Here is a 17,554-nt window from a genome sequence, read left to right as displayed (position 1 = left end):
TCGATAGTCGAGGTCTATTCGTACGGTGTCGTGGGACGCCCGGTAACCTCGATCCGTGACCATGCTGGAGCCACCGATCGCAACCCGCATCCCGACCGAGCGCACCCACCACGGCGAGGTCGTCATCGACGACTACGCCTGGCTGCTCGACAAGGAGAATGCCGAGACGGTTGCCTACCTCAACGCGGAGAACGCCTACACCGAGCAGGCCACGAGCCACCTCGAGGGGCTCCGCGAGACGATCTTCACGGAGATCAAGAGCCGGACCAAGGAGACCGACCTCACGGTCCCGGTCCGCAACGGCGGTTTCTGGTACTACTCGCGCACCGTCGAGGGCGCGCAGTACCCGATCTACTGCCGGCGGGCCGTGGTGGACGGCGAGACCGAGCCGCCGATCGCGGTGGACGGCGCTCCCCTCGACGGCGAGCACGTGCTCCTCGACGCCAACCGGCTCGCCTCCGGTCACGACTTCTTCGCGCTCGGCACCTATGACATCTCGCCGGACGGCAACCGCCTCGCCTACTCGACGGACTTCGCCGGGGACGAGCGGTTCACGCTGCGGGTCAAGGACCTCACCACCGGCGACGACCTCACCGACACGATCGACGAGATCTTCTACGGCAGCGCGTGGTCGGCCGACGGCTCGACCCTCTTCTACACCCGGGTCGACGGCGCCTGGCGGCCCAACCAGATCTTCCGGCACGTGATCGGTACCGAGACCAGCGCCGACGTGCTCGTCTTCGAGGAGACCGACGAGCGGTTCTGGGTCGGTGTCGGGCTCACCCGCTCCGAGCGATACCTCGAGATCGACTCCCACAGCAAGATCACTTCTGAGGTACGCCTCATCCCCGCCGACGACCCGACCGCCGAGCCGATCCTCGTGCGCCCCCGTCAGACGGGCCTCGAATACCACCTCGACCACCAGGGCGACCGGCTGCTGATCGTGCACAACGAGGACGCGGAGGACTTCGCCCTCGCCTGGGCGACGATCGAGGCGCCGGGCGAGTGGCACGAGCTGGTCGGGCACGTCCCCGGCGTACGCATCGACTCCGTCGACGCCTTCGCCGAGCACCTCGTCATCTCGCTGCGCAAGGACGGGCTGACCGGTCTGCGGATCGTCCCCAACGACGGCGAGCCGTTCGAGATCACCTTCCCGGAGCCGCTCTACTCCGTCGGCCTCGGCGCCAACCCCGACTTCCACACCGAGCAGCTGCGGGTCGGCTACGCCTCGCTCGCCACCCCGGACTCGGTCTACGACTACGACCTCGCCTCGGGTGAGCTGATCCTGCGCCGCCGCAAGCCGGTGCTCGGCGGCTACGACCCCGCCGACTACCTGCAGGCACGGGAGTGGGCGATGGCGGCGGACGGGGTGCGCGTACCCATCTCGATCGTGAAGCGGGCGGACACGCCTGCGGGCGGGCCGGTCGTGCTCTACGGCTACGGCTCCTATGAGAGCAGCATGGACCCGTGGTTCTCGATCCCGCGCCTGTCGCTGCTGGACCGGGGCATCACCTACGCGGTGGCGCACGTGCGCGGCGGCGGTGAGCTCGGCCGCCGGTGGTACGAGGACGGCAAGATGCTCGCCAAGCGCAACACCTTCACCGACTTCGTCGCCTGCGCGGAGCACCTGCTCAGCACGGGCTGGGGCGACCGCATCGTGGCCCGGGGCGGCTCGGCGGGCGGACTGCTGATGGGTGCTGTGGCCAACATCGCACCGGAGGCCTTCACCGGCATCCTCGCCGAGGTGCCCTTCGTCGACGCGCTCAACACGATCCTCGACCCGTCGCTGCCGCTGACCGTCACCGAGTGGGACGAGTGGGGCAATCCGCTGGAGTCCGCCGAGGTCTACCGGTACATGCGCTCCTACACGCCCTATGAGAACGTCGAGGCGAAGCAGTACCCGGCGATCCTCGCCGTGACCAGCCTCAACGACACCCGCGTCTTCTTCCACGAGCCGGCCAAGTGGATCGCCAGGCTGCGGGCGACCGCACCGGGCGGCAGCTACCTGCTCAAGACCGAGATGGAGGCCGGGCACGGCGGTCGCAGCGGGCGTTACGACGCCTGGCGCGAGGAGGCGTTCAACCTGGCCTGGGTGCTCGACCGCCTCGATCTGGCGAAATGACAGAATGACGCGGTTGTGAAAAAGACTTCGGCCTCGCAGGCCCTCTTCGAACGCGCCTCGGCCATCGTGCCGGGCGGCGTCAACTCACCCGTTCGCGCGTTCCGGGCCGTCGGTGGCACGCCGCGCTTCATGGTCTCGGGCGCGGGCCCGTGGCTCACGGATGCCGACGGCAACCGTTATGTGGACCTCGTCTGCTCCTGGGGTCCGCTGATCCACGGCCACGCCCAGCCCCAGATCATCGAGGCCGTGCAGGCCGCCGCGGCGCTCGGGACCAGCTTCGGCACCCCGACGCCGGGCGAGGTCGAGCTCGCCGCCGAGATCGTCGCCCGGACCCCGGTCGAGCAGGTCCGCCTGGTCAATTCGGGGACCGAGGCGACGATGACGGCGATCCGGCTGGCCCGCGGGTTCACCGGTCGCACCAAGATCATCAAGTTCGCGGGGTGCTACCACGGGCACGTCGATGCGCTGCTCGCCGCGGGCGGGTCCGGGTTGGCGACCCTTGGCGTACCGGACAGTCCGGGGGTGACCGGGGCCTCCGCGGCCGAGACGATCGTGCTGCCCTACAACGACCTCGCCGCCGTCGAGGCGGCCTTCGCCGAGCACGGCCCGAGCGTCGCCGCGATCATCACCGAGGCGGCACCGGGCAACATGGGCGTGGTCGCGCCGCTGCCGGGCTTCAACGCCGGGCTGGCCCGGATCGCCCACGCGCACGGCGCGCTGCTCATCATCGACGAGGTGATGACCGGTTTCCGGGTGTCGCGCGCGGGCTGGCACGGGCTCGATCCGGCCGACGCCGACCTCTGGACCTTCGGCAAGGTGATGGGCGGCGGGCTGCCGGCGGCTGCCTTCGGCGGTCGCGCCGAGATCATGGGCCGGCTCGCGCCGAGCGGCCCGGTCTACCAGGCGGGCACGCTCTCGGGCAACCCGCTCGCCTGCGCCGCCGGGCTCACCAGCCTGCGGCTCGCCACCCCCGACGTCTACGCCCGGCTCGACGCCACCGCGGCGACGATCGGCGAGCTGGCGACCACGGCGCTCACCAAGGCGGGCGTGCCGCACCGGCTGGCGACGGCTGGCAGCATGTTCTCAGTCTTCTTCACCGATGCTGTCGTCGAGAACTTCGACCAGGCGAAGGAGCAGGACATCGTGGCGTTCCGCGCCTTCTTCCACGCGATGCTGGAGGCGGGGGTCTACCTCCCGCCGAGCGCCTTCGAGTCGTGGTTCGTCTCGACCGCGATCGGCGACGACGAGCTTTCGATCATCGAGGACGCCCTCGGCCAGGCCGCTGTCGCCGCTGCGGGTGCCCGGTGAAGACCGTCGTCCACGTGCTCCGGCACGGTGAGGTCTTCAACCCGACCAAGATCCTCTACGGTCGGCTGCCCGGTTACCACCTCTCGGAGCTCGGCATCAAGATGGCCGAGGTGGTCGCCGACAGCCTGACCGGGCACGACATCACCCACGTCGTCAGCAGCCCCCTGGAGCGGGCGGTGCAGACCGCGGGTCCGACCGCCGAGAAGTTCGGCCTCGAGATCGCGATCGACGACCGCCTGATCGAGAGCGAGAACTGGTTCCAGGGCAAACGGGTCGCGGTCGGTGACGGCGCGCTGCGCTCGCCGGGCTCCTGGCCCAAGCTGTGGAACCCGTTCCGCCCGAGCTGGGGCGAGCCGTATAAGCAGGTTGCGGAGCGGATGACCGGCGCGCTGCACACCGCCCGCGACAACGCCCGCGGCCACGAGGCGCTCGTCGTCTCGCACCAGCTGCCGATCTGGGAGCTGCGCCTCTACCAGGAGGGCAAGCGCCTGTGGCACGACCCGCGCAAGCGGCAGTGCGGCCTGGCCAGCCTCACCTCCTTCGTCTTCGACGGCGACAAGCTCGTCGGCATCGACTACTCCGAGCCCACCGCGGGCCTCGGCCCGGGTGTCGGGGTGGGGGCCTAGCGGTGCGCCGCCTGCTCGCGCCGCTGGTCGCGCTCGTCCTCGCCGTCGCCGGTTGCTCCTCGGGAGACAAGTCCAGCGAGGAGGCGGTCTTCGTCGAGTACGCCGTGGGCAAGCGCCCCGCCACCCCGACGGTCAGCGGTGAGCTCCTCGACGGCGGCTCCTTCGACCTGGCCTCCCTCAAGGGCAAGGTCGTCGTGCTCAACTTCTGGGCGAGCTGGTGCGCACCCTGCCGGGTGGAGGCCGACGACCTGGAGAAGGTCTATGTCGACTCCAAGGCGTCCGGGGTCGAGTTCGTCGGCATCAACATCCGCGACGAGCAGGACAAGGCGAAGGCGTTCCTCGTCGGGCGGGCGACCTACCCGAGCATCTTCGATCCGGCCGGTCGGGTGGGGCTGGGTTTCGCGGGTATCGCGCTCTCCACGCCGCCGTCCACGCTCGTCATCGACCGGACCGGCAAGATCGCGGTGGTGATCCGTACCTCCATCCGCGCCGAGGACCTGCAACCCATCGTGACCCGGGTCGCAGCGGAGTCCGCATGAGCGGGGTCACCGACACGGTCCTGTCCGGGCCGATCTTCGCCGCGCTCGGTGTCGCCGTGCTCGCGGGGATGCTCAGCTTCCTGTCGCCGTGCATCCTGCCGCTGGTCCCGGGCTATCTGTCCTACGTCACCGGACTGGTCGGCAGCGACCTCTCCGCCGCGCTCGGCGAGGCCGAGGGCGCCCGCCGCCGAGGGCGGGTGCTCACCGGCATCCTGCTCTTCATCGGCGGCTTCTCCGCCGTCTTCATCACCGCCGCCGTCTTCGCCGCTCAGCTCGGCCGGACGCTGCAGCTCCACGAGCGCGCCGTGCAGATCGTCGTCGGCTCCCTCATCGTGCTCTTCGGGCTCGCCATGCTCGGCCTGATCCCCGGGCTGCAGCGCGAACTCCGGCTGCGTCAGCTGCCCAATGCCGGGCTCATCGGCGCACCGATCTTCGGGGCGGTCTTCGCGTTGAGCTGGAGCCCCTGCCTCGGTCCTACCCTCGGCGCGATGCTGCTGCTCGCGGGTGAGGGCGGCGACACCGGCCGGGCGATCGCGCTCGCCATCGCCTACTGCCTGGGGATCGGGCTGCCCTTCCTCGCCGTCGGGCTGGGAATGCGGCGCCTCGCCGGGGTGCTCGCCGTCGTCCGGCGCAACGCCCGCTGGATCACCCGTATCGGTGGAGCACTGCTCATCATCGTGGGTGTCGCTCTCATCACGGGTCTCTGGTCCGACTTCATGATCTGGCTGCTCACCAACGCACCCTCAGGAGAGAGCCCGCTATGAGCTACCTCCGTAACGCGTGGCGGCAGCTCACCAGCATGCGTACCGCGCTGGTGCTGCTGGTGCTGCTCGCCGTGGCCGCGATCCCGGGTTCGGTGCTGCCGCAGCACTCGGTCAAGGCCGAGGACGTGGCCCGCTACTACCAGCAGCACCCGGACCTCGCGCCGGTGCTGGAGAAGCTCTGGGGCTTCGACGTCTACCGGTCGCCCTGGTTCTCCTCGATCTACCTGCTGCTCTTCATCTCGCTCGCCGGCTGCATCGTGCCCCGGCTGCGCGACCATGCGAGAGCGATGCTCCGCAAGCCGCCGGAGGTGCCGGCGAACCTCTCCCGGCTGCCCCAGCACGCTGCGGAGATCTCCGTCGGCGGCACTCCGGCACAGGCGATGCCGCAGCTGCGCGGCTGGCGCAAGGTGGTCCGCGAGCAGCCCGACGGCTCGGTCACGATCTCGGCGGAGCGCGGCTTCTTCAAGGAGACCGGCAACCTCGTCTTCCACACGGCGCTGATCGGCGTACTCATCGGGGTGGCGACCGGCTCCCTCGGCGGCTGGCACGCCAACCGGATCGTCGTCGCCGGTGCCGAGACCGCGTTCTGCAACACGCCGCAGCAGCTCGACGAATATGTCCCCGGTGCCTGGGTCAGCAGCGGCGACCTGCCGAAATTCTGCCTGGAGCTGGCCTCCTTCGACGCGACCTATCTGGAGAGCGGTGCTCCGTCGAGCTTCCGGGCCCGCGGCGTCGTCACCGGTGACCAGCAGCGCTCCGAGAACTTCTCCGTCAACGACCCGCTGCGGCTCGACGGCGCCAACGTGTACCTCATCGGCCACGGCTACGCCCCGGTGCTGCGCTACACCGATAGATATGGCCGCTCGCAGACGAGTGCCACGCCGTTCCTGCCGGCCAGCGACGCGGGCCTGACCAGCGAGGGCGTCGCCACCTTCCCGGACGCCAACATCGATCCGAAGGCGACCGGCGACACCCGCGACCGCTCGCAGCAGGTCGCCTTCTCCGGCCTCTACCTGCCGACCGCCCCCGCCAAGGCGCCCTTCGTCCGGTCGGTCTACCCGGCCGAGCGCAATCCGCTGCTGGTGCTGAGCTTCTTCCGCGGCGATCTCGGCATCGACGCCGGTGTGCCGAGGTCGGTCTACACCCTCGACCAGCGCCAGATCGAGCGAGGCAAGCTCAAGCAGGTCGGCGAGGGCAAGTTCCTCAAGCTGGGCGAGGCGTGGACCCTCGACGACGGTTCGAAGCTGGAGTTCATCGGCACGAAGCAGTTCGCCGTGCTCTCGATCCGCCACGACCCGGGCGAGCCGATCGTGCTCGGGAGCGTCGCGTTCCTGCTGGCGGGGCTCATGCTCTCGCTGATAGGCAAGCGCCGCCGCATCTTCGTGCGGGTCCGTCCGGACGCCGCCGACGCCACGCGTAGCCTCATCGAGGTAGGCGGGCTTCCCCGGTCCGACTACCCCGGCTTCCCCGAAGAGTTCACCTCGATCGTGCAGAACCTGCAGCGAGCAGACAGGAGCTGACCCATGTCCGCCCTCTCCGACACCCTCTTCATCGTCGCGCTGCTCGGCTACCTCGTGGCGATGATGCTGTACGCGACGGCGTACGTGATCAAGGGCGCGAGTCGGCAGGCTGCCGCGCCCGCCGAGGAGCTGGCCCTGGTGGGAGCGGGCTCCGCAGCACCGCCGGTCTCGCCCGTCGAGGTCGTGGCGCCGCCCGCCGCTTCCGACGAACCGCAGGCCCGCTGGATGACCGCGGCCGTGGTGTCGATGTGGCTCGCCGTCGCCGTGCACCTCGCCACCGCCGCGACCCGGGGCATCGCCGCCGGTCGCATGCCGTGGGGCAACATGTACGAGTTCATCCTGTCGGTCACCGTCGTCGGCGGTATGGTGTGGCTCGCCGTGGTGACCGCGAAGCCCTCCCTGCGCCAGGTCGGCCTCTTCGTGGCCCTCGTCGAGGCGCTGCTGCTCGGCGTCGCCGGTCTCGTCTACGCCGAGGTCGGGCCGCTCATGCCCGCGCTGCAGTCGACGTGGTACATCGTGCACGTCTCATCGGTGATCATCGCTTCTGGCCTGTTCATGGTGGGCTTCGTGCCGTCGGCGCTCTTCCTGATCCGCAGCGGTTACGACCAGGGCAAGACCAGCTTCCCCTACACCCTGGGTCGTCGGGTTCCGATCGCGGCCAACCTGGAGCGGCTCTCGTTCCGGTTGCACGCCTTCGCTTTCCCGATCTGGACCTTCGGCGTCGCGGCCGGCGCGGTCTGGGCCGAGGCGGCCTGGGGCCGCTACTGGGGCTGGGACCCCAAGGAGGTCTGGGCCTTCATCTCCTGGGTCGTCTACGCCGGATTCCTGCACGCACGTGCCACGCCGAGTGTGAAGCGCACCACGGTCGCCTGGATCGCGGTGCTCGGCTTCGCCACGATGCTGATGAACCTCTTCGGCGTCAACATCTTCTTCACCGGCCTGCACAGCTACGCCGGAGTCGAGTAGGAGTCACCCGCAGTCTCCGGCGCGCCAGGTGTCGTAGCGGGTGGTCCAGGCGATGCAGTAGTCGCCGGGGTTCGAGCTCTGGTTCGACGGCACGTCGGCTTCGCGCCAGAAGCGCAGCGTGCCGTCCGGGGCGGTCTTTACCTGCACGTTGTCGAAGCCGATCGGCGGCACGGAGTAGCGCCCGGCGTGCTTCGGATCGGCGTGGATCTCGACGTACTGCTCGATCTGGGTGCTGCCGGTCAGCGGGAGCTCCTGGCTGGTGAGCAGGTGCCAGGAGTCGCCCCACCAGAGCCACGCCTGCCAGGCCGGCTTGGGTCCGCTGCTCTCGGTCGAGAGGAAGATCCAGATCTTGTCGCCGGGTCGGATCGCGTAGTCGTCGTAGAAGGTCCAGGCGTTGTGGTTGGTGTCGTAGGTGTAGACCCGCTGCTCGCCCGAGGCGGACCAACCGGTCTCGGCCCAGCCCGCCTCCAGCCAGGCGGTGCCACTGCCGGTGTCCCGACGGGCCATGAAGCGCGCACCGGTGAAGTCATAGGTGCCGGACCTCACACCCGGGTCGCCCACCTCGATCCGCCCGAGTATGCCCGACCACGCGCCGGTGGTCGTCGCTCCGAGGTGGACGTAGTCCCCGTTGCGGCGAGGCTGCGGGTCGGGTTGCCGGGGCAGGGGGCGCGCCGCGACGGGCTGCACCCGGGTGACCCGCGCCTGGCAGATGTTGCCGGCGTGCAGGCTCGGCGTACTGGTGGGGGCATGGGTCGGCGGCCGGTCGACGGCCCGGCAGCGCGGCAGCCCGCCCGCCTGGACGGGCTGAGCGGCGGTCGATGCGAGCACGGCCAGCCCTACTAGGACTATCCGGGCAACCCTGCTAATCGTCACAAAGCACCCAACGAAGCCGGGTGAGTCCAGGGAACTCGGCAAGTGCGAGGATGCTTGACATGGCCGGACCGAAATTCCCTTACACGGACCTCCGCGAGTTCCTGGCGGCGCTGGAGGGCGCCGGCGAGCTGCGCCGGGTCACCGCTCCCGTCGACCCGACCCTCGAGATCAGCGAGATCGTCACGCGGACGGTCAGGGCCAAGGGACCGGCCCTGCTCTTCGAGAACCCGACCCGCGGCAGCATGCCGATCGCGATGAACATCTTCGGCTCGACGCGGCGGATGGCGATGGCGCTCGGTGTGGACGACGTGGAGGAGATCGGCGCCCGGATCGGTGCGCTGATCAAGCCCGAGCTGCCGGTGGGCTTCTCCGGCATGCTGGACGGCCTGGGCAAGGTGATGCAGCTCAAGAGCCTGCCGCCCAAGAAGGTGAAGTCCGCGCCGGTGCACCAGGTCGTGCGCAAGGGCGCCGAGGTCGACCTCAACCTGCTGCCCGGCCTCGTCACCTGGCCGGGTGACGGCGGGATCTTCCACAACTACGGCCTGACCCACACCCGGCACCCCGAGTCGGGCAAGCGCAACCTCGGTCTCTATCGACTGCAGCAGCATTCACGTAACACCATTGGGATGCACTGGCAGATTCACAAAGACTCGACCAATCACTACGCGATCGCCGAGCGCCGGGGTGAGCGGCTTCCCGTCGCGGTCGCCTTCGGCTGCGACCCGATCGTCTCCTACTCCGCCACCGCGCCGCTCCCGTCCGACATCGACGAATACCTCTTCGCGGGATTCCTGCGCGGCGAGCGGGTCGAGATGGTCGACTGCCTGACGGTCCCGCTGCAGGTCCCGGCCAACGCGCAGGTGGTCCTGGAGGGCTGGGTGGAGCCGCACGAGCGGCACCCCGAGGGCCCCTTCGGCGACCACACCGGCTTCTACACGCCGATGGAGCAGTTCCCGGTGATGCACGTCGAGTGCATGACGATGCAGCGCGACCCGATCTACCACTCGATCATCACGAGCAAGCCGCCGCAGGAGGACGGGCCGATCGGCCACGCCACCGAGCGCATCTTCCTGCCGCTGATCAAGCTGCTCGTGCCGGACATCACCGACTACCACATGCCCGAGGCGGGGGTCTTCCACAACTGCCTGATCGTCGCGATCAACAAGCGCTACCCCAAGCACGCGCAGAAGGTGATGAGCGCGATCTGGGGTGCCCACCTGCTCAGCCTCACCAAGCTGATCGTGATCGTGGACGACGACTGCGACCCGCAGGACCTCGCCGAGGTCGCCTTCCGCGCCTTCGGCAACGTCGATTACGCCCACGACCTCGTCGTCACCTCGGGCCCCGTCGACCACCTGGACCACGCTTCCTATCAGCAGTTCTGGGGCGGCAAGGCGGGTGTCGACGCGACTCGCAAGCTGCCGACCGAGGGCTACAACCGGGGCTGGCCGGACGAGGCGAAGATGTCGCCCGAGATCGTCGCCAAGGTCACCAAGCGCTGGAAGGAGTATGGACTGTGAAGGCCTTCCTGAAGCTGGTCGCGATCGAGCACTCCGTCTTCGCGCTGCCCTTCGCGTTCCTCTCGGCACTGACGGCGATGCAGGTGGTCGGGGACGGGATCCAGTGGTGGACGCTGCTGCTGATCACGATCGCGATGGTCGGTGCGCGTACCTTCGCGATGGCCGCGAACCGGATCATCGACCGCGAGATCGACGCCCGCAACCCGCGGACCGCGAAGCGTGAGCTCGTCACCGGCGCGGTGAGCGTGCGCAGCGCGTGGACGGGAGCGATCATCGCGATCGCCGTCTTCCTCGGCGCCGCTGCCCTGCTCAACCCGCTCTGCCTGGTGCTCTCCCCGCTCGCGGTGATCCCACTCGTCGTCTACCCCTACGGCAAGCGCTTCACCGACTGGCCGCACGCGATCCTCGGCATCGCCCAGGCGGTCGGCCCGGTCGGCGCGTGGCTCGCGGTCACCGGCACCTTCGTGGGCAGCGGCCCGGCCTGGGTCCTCGGCGCGGGTGTCGGCCTGTGGATCGGTGGCTTCGACCTCATCTACGCCTGCCAGGACGCCACGGTCGACCGCGAGATCGGCGTGCGCAGCGTCCCCGCCCGCTACGGGGTCCGGAACGCATTGATCATGTCGTCGGTCGCGCACGTCGTGACCTTCGGGCTCTTCGTCTGGTTCGGCATCCTCACGGGGTACGCCTGGCCGTGGTGGATCGGCCTCGCGCTGACGGCAGCCAGCTTCGCCTACCAGCACACGATCGTGACCCCCACGGATCTCTCCAAGGTCAACAGGGCTTTCTTCACCGCCAACGGCTTCGTCGGCATAGCCCTCTTCGCTTTCGGCGTCACCGCGCTGGCCCTCTGATCGGGCAGCCCAACCCCAAGATCGTCGCAATTCTTGAAGAGTTGGTCCTAAGGCCTGGCGGCCTGAGGCACCAACTCTTTCAAGAGTTGCGACGATCTTGGCGCTCTCCCAGAACGCCGGTCCAGCGGGTGAGCAGGGTGTGCTCGACTCCCGCGGCGTCCAGGGCCTTGCCGGCGACGAAATCGACGAGCTGCTGGGATGTGGCTTCGGCGCCCGCGCCGTAGAAACCCGGGCTCGCCGGCAGGACCACGGCACCGGCGTCGATCAGCTCCACCAGGTGCAGCAGGTGCGATCGGGTCACCGGTGTCTCCCGGGGGACGATCACCACCCGGCGGCGTTCCTTGAGAGCCACCTCGGCGGCCCGCTGCAGCAGGTCCTTGGACAGGCCCAGCGCGATCCCCGCGCACGCGGCGGTGGACGCCGGGCACACGATCATCCCGGCGGTCGGATAGGACCCGCTGCTCGGACCGGCGGCGATGTCCCCGGCCGACCAGTAGCGCAGGTCGGCGCCGTCGACCGACCGTCCGAGCCACGAGGACAGGTCCTCCGCCCAGTGGGCGTCCCGGAACGAGATCCGGGTCTCGTCCAGGATCGTCAGGCGAGCGGCCCTGGAGACGATGAGGTCCACCGCCTCGCCCGCGTCGATCAGTCCGCGCAGCAGGGAGGCGGCGTATGGCGTACCGGAGGCTCCGGAGACCCCGATGACCCATGGCCTTCGCATACGCCGAGCCTATAACCTGATCAACATGTTTCCCGTCGTGGTGGCCGTGGAGGTCGACCGGCCGATCGACGAGGTGTTCGCGTTCGTCGCGGACCTGCGCAACGACGACAAGTGGTGGCCCGGCGTCGGCACGGCGGTCCGCCTGAGCGGCGACGGCGGCGTCGGCACGGAGTACCGGCAGGACACCCGGCTCTTCGGGATCCGCTTCCCGGCCCGGATGACGGTGACCGAGTTCACGCCGCCGCACCGGCAGGTCTTCCGGACCGACGACTCCCTGACGCCGTTCATCGCGGTCTATGAGTTCGAAGCGCTCGCGCCCCGCCTGACCCGCTTCACCATGACCGCCCAGGTGACCGCGCGGGGACCCTTCCGGGTGCTGGGGCCGATCTTCGCCCCGCTGCTGCGGCGGCTGGCCCGGAGATATTTCGGCCGCCTGAGATCGGCGTTCTGACCGCATTCGGCCTGGTCAGGCTAGGAGACTGCCTTTGTGACCCTAGCGACGTTTCTTCGTCTTTCCATGACGAGAAAGGCGTTCGTCGGGCAATATACGAAAGAGGTTCGCAAATACTACCAGCGATCCGAGCAAATGGTACAGGATCACTGTTTCAGGGATAACCATCTCTGACGGTGCTCTAATGGACGTACGTCCACACGGGGCCACCGCATGGAGCCCTGTCGACGCAAGGAGGTGGGTGTGGACACTGGTGATCGCCTGCTGACGCCAGGTGAGGTGGCCGCGCTGTTCCGGGTTGACCCTAAAACGGTGACCCGTTGGGCCGCCGCCGGTCGCATCGGTAGCATCCGCACGCCGGGTGGACACCGCCGCTTCCGCGAGTCGGAGGTCCGCGCTCTGCTGGAAGGCGAGGGTGAGCTCGAAGAGGGTGCCCCCGCCGGCTCGGCCGGGATTCCAGCGGGTCATCTCGGTGACCCGTACGAGCGCCGTCCCGCATATTAGAATGCTACGAAACGCTCCATAGTGGACACATGTCCACTATGGAGCGTAAGAAAACCCGCATGCTGGTCGGCATGGACCGGACCCGTCGTCGTAGGCTCTCTGGGCACATACCCGGAGGTCGGAACGGACGGTAGGGGCCACTCATGTCGGTCAATCGCCGAGCCGCTGGACTCCTCACGGCGACCTGTGACGGCATCATCTCGGCGATGCGAAAGCACCTTCCCGCCGGGCCCTACCGCGACTACGCGACGTGGGCCTTCTCCACCGAAAATCCCCGGCGCGGCGAATTCCTCCAGGTCAATGGCCTGATCCAGCTCGCCACGATGAACGTGACCCTGCTGCGCGGGCTCGTCGACGACGAGTCGTGGCCGCTCGTGGAGCGCTACGCGGTCACGATGAATGTCTACCAGTTCTTCGAGACGATCTCCGACAACATCTCGATGGGTCTCGGCGTACCCGATCTCGATCATGCGGCGAACCAGCGCCTGGAGCTGGTGAGCGCCTTCAACCGCGCGATGCTGCGCGTGCTCGAGCCGGGCGAGGCGACCCCCGCGGTGCTGCTGCTCAGCGGCCCGCCCAAGCACGCGGCCGGTCAGGCCTCAGCCTTCGACCAGAGCCTCTCGGCGGGCAAGCACGCCGGCATCGTCGAGGAGTACGCCCGCTACCGGGCCGCGCACGGTCACCCGCCGATCGACCACACCGAGATCGAATTCGGGCTGTGGGGCGCGCTCGTCGTCAACGCGGAGGCCGGTCGCGAGGTCATCAAAGCCCTCGACGGTACGCACACCCAGCCCTTCTTCGCCGACGGGCTGCGCAGCCGTTACCGGGCCGTGGACAGGTGCCTGCGCGGCCCGGATCTGCCGCGGCTGGAGCTGGCGGGCCTGGGCGCCCACTCGATCCTGGTGAGCCCGACGCTCGGCTACTTCGCCTCGGTGCTGGCGGAGCTGGTGGCGGCGAACCCGGCCTACCGCTCGGTGCTCTGGGACGGCTCGCTCGGCGAGGTGCTCTCGCACGCGTCCCTGCTGGTGCGGCTGCAGAACGACATCGGACCGCGGCTGCTGCGGATGGCCCCGGTGCAGCACTCGGCGATCATCCACCGCCTCTCCAACCGCATGCACGAGCGACGGCTGGTGGAGCCGGCGGACGTGCTCTCGCTCGTCATCGAGGAGGCGGAGATCGATCCGGCCTTCACCCGGCTGCACAAGGACCTGATCAGCCGCGAGTTCAATGTGGCCCTGTGGCATCCGCGGCGTTCGACGAGCGCGGCCAGCGCGGTGCTCGCACTCGGTGAGAGCCTGGGCTACTTCTCCGACCTCTATCAGCGGCACGGCGGTGCGCTGGCGGCGGGACTGACCGGTCTGGACGAACGACTCGGTGATCGACGGGTGAGCACCGTCGTCTCCCGTTTCGTCAAATTTCACGAACGGCTCTACTCCAATAGGTACACCGATCGGCTCGGCGAGTACGCCATCTGACACATCGGTGTCGCACAGATTGGGTGGCTCCATCGGCCAAAAGCGGCACGCAAATGTGCTCAGCACGTTTCCGCAATATTACCGCCACGTTCAGTTGTACAAATGCACGTCGATCCACAAAGGATGATGGGGCCCGGTCGATAGAACCGGACCCCATCTTTGCCAATTCGTGACCAGTCAGATAACGGCACCGTCGAAGGCGAAGACGTCGTTCTCGATGCTCCGCGCCACGGCGGGCAGCCGCCACGGCCCATCGCCCACCCAGGAGCGGATGAGATCGTCAGTGGCGAGAATGTCCTTGCGAACGTCATACATGATGTGCGGCGGCAGGTCGGCCAGATCGCCGCGCAGAGCACCCGCGAAGGGCACCACGGGCAGCAGCAGCGGGAAGTCGATCTCGCCGGCGGCGTCCTCGAGACCCACCTTGGCCTCGAGATATTCGGTGATCCGGTCCCGCACCCCGCGGAGGTCCTCGATCGGCGCGAGGCCGGGATCGACCACACCAGGGGCCGGCTCCGACGTCGCGTCGAGGGTCGGCCGCTCCCAGACGAGCTGGAAGGCGGGCCGCTTCTCGTGCGAGGCCTGGTCCCACGGCCGCGGCGTCATGGAGTAGACGTCCAGCGTGTGGTGGTGATAGGCGACACCGCTCTCGCCCATCTGCCGGAGCAGCCGGTTGACCGCGTCGAGCCAGGGCAGCAGGAGATCCTCGCGGAGCTCGGTGCCGCGCCGCTGCATGAAGTCCGCATACAGCTCGGAGGTGCCCACGTAGGGGCTGGCCGGGACCTGGTAGACGACCTCGATCCGGTTGGCGTCGAGCAGCAACCGGGACAGGTGGAAGCCGGCGACCGCCACGCCCTCGCCCCGACCGGCGAGAATGCTCTCGGCCAGGTGGCGATAGATGGCGCCGGTGCCGATGTCGGCGTTGTCGTGCACGAGCTGGGCCAGGGCCGGGCGGTCGGCCGGATCGATCTCGCGCAGGAGCTCGTCGGGCAGCTCGGTGCCGCAGTGCGGCAGGATGTGCACCTCGCGGATGGGGCCCAGGGTGTTGGCGATGATCGTCCCGCCGCCGATGACCTGTCGGTGATAATCAAAGCCCTCAGCCGGCGTCTCAGCATTCAGAAAGGCATGCCCGCAGTCGGTGCACGCGTGCCGCCGCTGATGGTCGAGAAAGTCCAACTGGATGGCTTGATCGTTGTGGCCGACCGTCAATGTGGGCGACTCCACGCTGTATCCTCCGAGCTTCTTTGCCTCCGGGCAATCAGCCACATCATATCCACTGCGACTTGAGACTCGCATGAGGAGTCACGATGGAGTGATCTGATTGCGAAGCGTTTTCACGCGCGTACCCGCTGTAGTGGAATTCGCTAATTGGTGGATAAACCCTGTCCGCATGGCTGGCGTATCGTCGCATATCTTGGCCGCTAAGCAAGAGCAACTTCCGAGAGCAACGACGGGGGCCCCACCTCCGTTTCACTATATGACGGTATCGGCGGAGCAGAAGGTGACCATTTCTCGCATGCGCGTGACTCCGGCCGTGCCGGCCTCCACCACCGACCAGGTGTGGTACGTGGCCTATGGCTCAAACATGAACCTGGACCGCCTCGGCTTTTACATCGGCGGTGGTCAACCGGTCGGGAGTTCCCTGACCTATCCGGGGTGCCGCGATCAGCGAATGCCCGGCGAGTGCCGCCCGGTGATGCTCCCGGGCCAGCTCTATTTCGCGCTCGAGGCGGTCGCCTGGACCGGCGGGATGGGCTTCTACGACCCGGCCGGCCTCGGCCAGATCCCCGCCCGCGCGTACCGGATCTCGACCGGGCAGCTCTCCGACATCATCTCGCAGGAGATGTGCCAGGAACCCGGCTTCGATCGCGACATCTCCGAGGCGCTGATCCACGGCCGGATGGAGTTCGGTCCGGGGTGCTACGAGACGATGCTGCGCGTCGGCTACCTCGACGGGCTGCCGATGCTGACCTTCACGGCCCCCTGGCGCGCCGCTGACCAGCTCCCCAACCGGCCGGCCGGCGTCTACCTGCGGATCATCCTGACCGGGCTGATGGAGGCGCACGGCTGGAGCGTCGAGGAGGCGGCCGGCTACCTGAGCTCCTGCTCGGGTGCGTCGGGGCACTGGTCCGCCGAGGACGTGGTCGCGCTGCTCGTCCGTGAGGGAGTCCCCGCCTGACCGGTCGGGTGTTACCTTCCGGAGATGGAGCAGCTGGACAGGTGTAGCGATTCCGACCGCGTATGGGTGACCGACGCGATCGCCAAGGTGGCGGCCGACCTCAACCGGTCGGCCGACACCCATCTGCTGCCCTTCCCGCTCCCCGCGAGCTGGGGCATCGACCTCTACCTCAAGGACGAGTCGGTGCACCCCACCGGCTCGCTGAAGCACCGGCTGGCCCGCTCGCTCTTCCTCTACTCGCTCTGCAACGGCTGGATCGGGCCGGACACCACCATCGTGGAGGCCTCGTCCGGCTCGACCGCGGTGAGCGAGGCCTACTTCGCCCGGATGCTCGGGCTGCCCTTCGTCGCCGTCATGCCCGCGACGACGAGCAAGGAGAAGATCACCCAGATCGAGTTCTACGGCGGCCAGTGCCACCTCGTGGACGATCCCGGTCGGGTGGTGCTGGAGGCCAGGGTGCTCGCCGACGACCGCGGCGGGCACTTCATGGACCAGTTCACCTATGCCGAGCGGGCGACCGACTGGCGGGGCAACAACAACATCGCCGAATCCATCTTCAGCCAAATGGCGAAGGAGCGGCACCCGGTCCCGGTGTGGATCGTGGTCGGCGCCGGTACGGGCGGCACCTCGGCCACGATCGGGCGGTATGTCCGCTACGAGCAGTACTGCACCAAGATCTGCGTCGTCGATCCGGAGAACTCCGCCTTCTACCCCGCCTACCAGGCGGGCGACTGGTCGCATGTCACCGGCAAGGGGTCCCGGATCGAGGGCATCGGGCGGCAGCGCGTCGAGGCGTCCTTCCAGCCGGCGGTGGTGGACCGGATGGTGCGCGTACCCGATGCGGGAAGTCTTGCCGCGATGCGCGCGGCCTCCGACCTCCTGGGCCGACGCGTGGGCGGGTCGACCGGGACCAATCTCTGGGGCGCCTTCGGCCTGATCGCCGGCATGGTCGCCAGGGGCGAGAAGGGCTCCGTGGTGACCCTGCTGTGCGACGGCGGCGAACGCTACGCCAACACCTACTACGACGACCAATGGGTGCGCGAGGCGGGCATGGACCTGACCCAGCACCTCGGCACGGTCCACCACTTCCTCCAGTCCGCCAACTGGCTGGAGCCGTAACCCCCAAAATTCGCGT

The 17,554-nt window shown here is 68.6% G+C and carries 17 protein-coding genes; 14 read left to right on the top strand and 3 right to left on the bottom strand.

All coding sequences use genetic code 11. The features are described from left to right. Nucleotides 1-61: 61 nt before the first annotated feature. The 7 genes from F4553_RS20715 to ccsB are packed head-to-tail and all read left to right on the top strand — an operon-like array spanning nt 62 to nt 7,845. Nucleotides 62-2,122 carry a S9 family peptidase gene (locus tag F4553_RS20715; RefSeq protein WP_184840974.1) on the top strand — a complete coding sequence of 687 codons (2,061 nt, stop codon included), beginning with the start codon at nt 62-64 and terminating at the stop codon, nt 2,120-2,122. A 15-nt stretch (nt 2,123-2,137) separates the two neighbouring features. Then, nucleotides 2,138-3,430: a glutamate-1-semialdehyde 2,1-aminomutase gene (hemL, locus tag F4553_RS20710; protein ID WP_184838422.1), complete on the top strand. Its 1,293-nt coding sequence runs from the start codon at nt 2,138-2,140 to the stop codon at nt 3,428-3,430. Continuing rightward, nucleotides 3,427-4,056 carry a histidine phosphatase family protein gene (locus F4553_RS20705; protein WP_184838420.1) on the top strand — a complete coding sequence of 210 codons (630 nt, stop codon included), beginning with the start codon at nt 3,427-3,429 and terminating at the stop codon, nt 4,054-4,056. The genes hemL and F4553_RS20705 overlap by 4 nt, the downstream gene beginning before the upstream one ends. A 2-nt stretch (nt 4,057-4,058) precedes the next feature. Continuing rightward, nucleotides 4,059-4,595 (top strand): TlpA family protein disulfide reductase, encoded by a 537-nt coding sequence (locus F4553_RS20700; protein ID WP_184838418.1) that lies wholly within the window; start codon nt 4,059-4,061, stop codon nt 4,593-4,595. Next, nucleotides 4,592-5,359: a cytochrome c biogenesis CcdA family protein gene (locus F4553_RS20695; RefSeq protein WP_184838416.1), complete on the top strand. Its 768-nt coding sequence runs from the start codon at nt 4,592-4,594 to the stop codon at nt 5,357-5,359. Before F4553_RS20700 ends, F4553_RS20695 begins: the two co-directional genes overlap by 4 nt. Then, complete coding sequence (gene resB, locus F4553_RS20690) at nt 5,356-6,879, top strand: cytochrome c biogenesis protein ResB (RefSeq protein WP_184838414.1); 1,524 nt, start codon at nt 5,356-5,358, stop codon at nt 6,877-6,879. Before F4553_RS20695 ends, resB begins: the two co-directional genes overlap by 4 nt. Before the next feature lie 3 nt (nt 6,880-6,882). Beyond that, a complete protein-coding gene (gene ccsB, locus F4553_RS20685; protein WP_184838413.1) occupies nt 6,883-7,845 on the top strand; it encodes a c-type cytochrome biogenesis protein CcsB in 963 nt (320 codons plus the stop codon). Between the two features lie 3 nt (nt 7,846-7,848). Here the strand turns inward: ccsB and F4553_RS20680 are convergent, their stop codons facing one another. Then, nucleotides 7,849-8,673: a hypothetical protein gene (locus F4553_RS20680; protein WP_312875287.1), complete on the bottom strand. Its 825-nt coding sequence runs from the start codon at nt 8,671-8,673 to the stop codon at nt 7,849-7,851. Between the two features lie 104 nt (nt 8,674-8,777). Here F4553_RS20680 and F4553_RS20675 point away from each other — a divergent pair, with 104 nt between their 5' ends. Further along, a complete protein-coding gene (locus F4553_RS20675) occupies nt 8,778-10,238 on the top strand; it encodes a menaquinone biosynthesis decarboxylase (protein ID WP_184838411.1) in 1,461 nt (486 codons plus the stop codon). Continuing rightward, a complete protein-coding gene (gene mqnP / locus F4553_RS20670; RefSeq protein WP_312875286.1) occupies nt 10,235-11,089 on the top strand; it encodes a menaquinone biosynthesis prenyltransferase MqnP in 855 nt (284 codons plus the stop codon). Before F4553_RS20675 ends, mqnP begins: the two co-directional genes overlap by 4 nt. 79 nt (nt 11,090-11,168) lie before the next feature. Here the strand turns inward: mqnP and F4553_RS20665 are convergent, their stop codons facing one another. Beyond that, nucleotides 11,169-11,810: a UbiX family flavin prenyltransferase gene (locus F4553_RS20665; RefSeq protein ID WP_184838409.1), complete on the bottom strand. Its 642-nt coding sequence runs from the start codon at nt 11,808-11,810 to the stop codon at nt 11,169-11,171. Nucleotides 11,811-11,835: 25 nt separating this feature from the next. Here F4553_RS20665 and F4553_RS20660 point away from each other — a divergent pair, with 25 nt between their 5' ends. From F4553_RS20660 to F4553_RS20650, 3 genes are all read left to right on the top strand, one after another. Beyond that, on the top strand, nt 11,836-12,261 hold the full coding sequence (locus F4553_RS20660) for an SRPBCC family protein (protein ID WP_184838407.1): 426 nt from the start codon (nt 11,836-11,838) through the stop codon (nt 12,259-12,261). Between the two features lie 243 nt (nt 12,262-12,504). After that, nucleotides 12,505-12,765, top strand: coding sequence for a BldC family transcriptional regulator (locus F4553_RS20655; RefSeq protein ID WP_376776233.1), 261 nt, complete (start codon nt 12,505-12,507; stop codon nt 12,763-12,765). Nucleotides 12,766-12,971: 206 nt separating this feature from the next. Further along, nucleotides 12,972-14,240 carry a hypothetical protein gene (locus tag F4553_RS20650; protein ID WP_184838405.1) on the top strand — a complete coding sequence of 423 codons (1,269 nt, stop codon included), beginning with the start codon at nt 12,972-12,974 and terminating at the stop codon, nt 14,238-14,240. Between the two features lie 177 nt (nt 14,241-14,417). On the opposite strand, the gene F4553_RS20645 is transcribed toward F4553_RS20650, so the two are convergent. Then, entirely contained in the window at nt 14,418-15,464 is a 1,047-nt protein-coding gene (locus tag F4553_RS20645) for an N-formylglutamate amidohydrolase (RefSeq protein ID WP_184838403.1), read from the bottom strand. A gap of 292 nt (nt 15,465-15,756) precedes the next feature. On the opposite strand from F4553_RS20645, the gene F4553_RS20640 reads away from it, so the two are divergent. Beyond that, entirely contained in the window at nt 15,757-16,419 is a 663-nt protein-coding gene (locus F4553_RS20640) for a histone deacetylase (RefSeq protein ID WP_184838400.1), read from the top strand. Nucleotides 16,420-16,443: 24 nt separating this feature from the next. After that, entirely contained in the window at nt 16,444-17,538 is a 1,095-nt protein-coding gene (gene cds1, locus F4553_RS20635; protein WP_184838398.1) for an L-cysteine desulfhydrase Cds1, read from the top strand. The last annotated feature ends 16 nt before the right edge of the window (nt 17,539-17,554 follow it).

The sequence above is a fragment of the Allocatelliglobosispora scoriae genome, from assembly GCF_014204945.1.
Lineage (GTDB): Bacteria > Actinomycetota > Actinomycetes > Mycobacteriales > Micromonosporaceae > Allocatelliglobosispora > Allocatelliglobosispora scoriae.
Note: the sequence above shows the minus strand (reverse complement) of the source record. Positions and strands in the feature narration are given on the sequence as shown.